Origin of the sequence: Barnesiella sp. (assembly GCF_022723415.1) — a bacterium.
In the GTDB taxonomy this organism is placed as follows: domain Bacteria; phylum Bacteroidota; class Bacteroidia; order Bacteroidales; family Barnesiellaceae; genus Barnesiella; species Barnesiella intestinihominis.
This window is the reverse complement of record NZ_JAIJHU010000112.1, coordinates 1-2,517: the sequence shown is the minus strand read 5'-3', so window position 1 is coordinate 2,517 and position 2,517 is coordinate 1. Positions and strand designations below refer to the sequence as shown.

The window sequence follows — 2,517 nt, the reverse complement described above, 5'->3', positions numbered from 1 at the left end:
GCAATGCAGGACGGTCTGTCTGGATAAGCTTAGCACCTTGACCGACAATCCATCCCCAGCTTTCTTCTGGCTGCTTGAGTTCAACAGCACGATCATCATCATGACCACCGCAAAGCTCAGGCCAGAGCGTATTGATGAAAACTCTTGCGCCACTATCACGCACCTTCTTGATCAGGCGACGAGTATTAGCATCATCAGTTTTGAAAACCAATTCATAAGCCTTTGGCTTCATATTCTTGATGTAACCGTCAATCACCTCTTCCGCACCAGGCTTACCAAGGTTTACCACTGGCATGAAAATCATTTTATCAAGGACATCACCATGCTCAGCCTTTACGACCTCGTAAGGAAGTTCAGCTTTGATTATGCACTGGTCAACAGTACCAGTTTCCTTCAAAACCTTCATTGCATCATCGAAGTAATCGTATCCCTTATCCACATTCACCATGATTTTACCCTTGCAGAGTTCCATCACCTCACGGAATGTAGGAATATGATGACGAGTCTTGCAACCAACGCCATTCTTCAAGCGAAGAGATTTCAAAGAATCAAGCGTATAATTCTCCGGAAAGCCCTTTCCGTTCATGGTACGGTCAATCTTCTTATCGTGCATCAAGACCAGAACGCCATCCTTGGTTTTCTTCAAGTCCAACTCAACCATATCAACACCCATGTCGATGCAGTTTTGGAAAGCCTGAACAGAATTTTCAGGAGCATTACGCCAGTCTCCACGATGAGAAACAACCATAACATTATCCTTAGCAGGCTTATTGAAATTCTTAAGAATCTCTTTTAAATTGCTTTGTGCAAAGCTCATTGAAGTGAGCATGCACAACATTGATAAAACAAATATCTTTTTCATTTTTAATTCAATTTACCATCTTTCCAAACTAATTTTTCTCCCCAGAAAGGAACAAAAGAGTTCTCGCAATTAAGTCTTGCAGCTCTTTCTAAGGCAGAATTCAAGCTCCATCTTGACTCTTCCTCGCTAACGTGAGAAAGTTCAAGAATGTGTGAGAGTAATACATAATCAGGTTTAGTCTGACCTGCACCAGTACCAATGATATTGTTCTCGGTAAGCGCATTAGGAGCATAACGAGGAATCAAAACATTTACATGTGGCAAAATGTTTGTGTACTGAGCAGCCTTGAAGTTTGAGTCGCCAGTATGGAGCATTGTGAAATTGCCACTATCATCACCACATTCAAAAGTAAACACAGAAACGAAGTTTGATAAGCCAGAATTATTATGGTCAGTAATTGACACATGAATCTTGATGTTATTAAACTGATAATCAGTATTTACCTTAGATGTAAATCCACCAGTTACCCAGTTTGAGTAAACAGGCTTACCAGCTTTCAACATTGCATCTATAAGATTTGTGTTGTAGTGATCTTTATGCTTGTGAGTTACACAGAGGAAATCCAAGTAAGGCTCCAATTTCTCGGCCCAACGATGGTTGATATCAATACCAAAGCAAGTGGTTGGAGTCTTTACGACGTAACCCATATTGTAGAGTTGCCAGATGCAAGTAGTACCATTTTCAACAGTAGTAGTCTTAATCGCATCAATAACATGATCTAAAGACAAACGATAAAGAGCCAACATCGGATCATACTTTTCTCTCATTTCTGCAGACTGGTCCAATGCTGCAATATAGCTTTCAAAGAAATCTGAAGGACAATCATCTGCCATCTTCTGGATTTTATTAAAAACTTCAGTTCTTTCAGCATTAAGAGGTTGATGCTGCAATGGAGTTGTTGCCCACAAAGCTTCTGCAACTTCTTTAGCAGCCTTCATGTCGGTAGTTTCGCCTACCTCGATAGGCTGCGCATAAGTCATTCCATCTTCGTCATTTCCACATGAAAACAGGACGCAAGAGAATAATGCGATGAATAAATATATTTTTTTCATACTGATTCAATATTAATATTGGTTTGTACCATGAATATTTCCACCTCTGCAGCTCCATGTTGATTTCTCTGGACCTGCAAAGATCTTGATTGCTGCAACATTACCACCGATATAAGACACATAGAGAATCTGATTCTCACCGATAGTCATACCTGACATAATCTTGGCATTATTATCTGTACCTTCTGAATCCATGTGCCAAAGTTCCTCACCATTTGAACTGTCAACCGCATAGATGCGACCTGCTCCACTACCGAAATAGACAGTACCCTTATCGTCAAGAACAGGGAAACAATAAGTAGGAGCTGCTTCAATTGTAAACTTCCATTTCAGTTGTCCCGCCTTATCAACAGCATAAAGCGCCTTACCACCCTTATCAGTGAAGTAGATATTACCGCTCTTGTCAACAATAGGAGCATAAATATCGCCCGCAGCTTCAACACTCCACTTAGTAGAACCATCAGATGTGTTCAATGCCAACAAACCAGCACCGCCAATCTGTGCAGCATAAAGGGTCTCCCCATCCAAAGCGAAGGAACCAATTTCTGTAACTTTACCAGCAACCTTCCAAAGCTGAGTACCATCTGCCTTGAAACCGTAAAT

General features: G+C 40.9%; 3 protein-coding genes. All 3 read right to left on the bottom strand.

Annotated features, from left to right (window positions below; all coding sequences use genetic code 11):
* Window positions 1-862 (bottom strand): glycerophosphodiester phosphodiesterase family protein (locus tag QVD32_RS12800; RefSeq protein ID WP_287710331.1); only part of this gene is annotated, 862 nt, incomplete at its 3' end.
* Between the two features lie 2 nt (window positions 863-864).
* Window positions 865-1,914 (bottom strand): MBL fold metallo-hydrolase, encoded by a 1,050-nt coding sequence (locus QVD32_RS12795; protein ID WP_502795842.1) that lies wholly within the window; start codon window positions 1,912-1,914, stop codon window positions 865-867.
* Between the two features lie 12 nt (window positions 1,915-1,926).
* On the bottom strand, window positions 1,927-2,517 hold a 591-nt coding region (locus QVD32_RS12790; protein ID WP_287710330.1), incomplete at its 5' end, for an outer membrane protein assembly factor BamB family protein.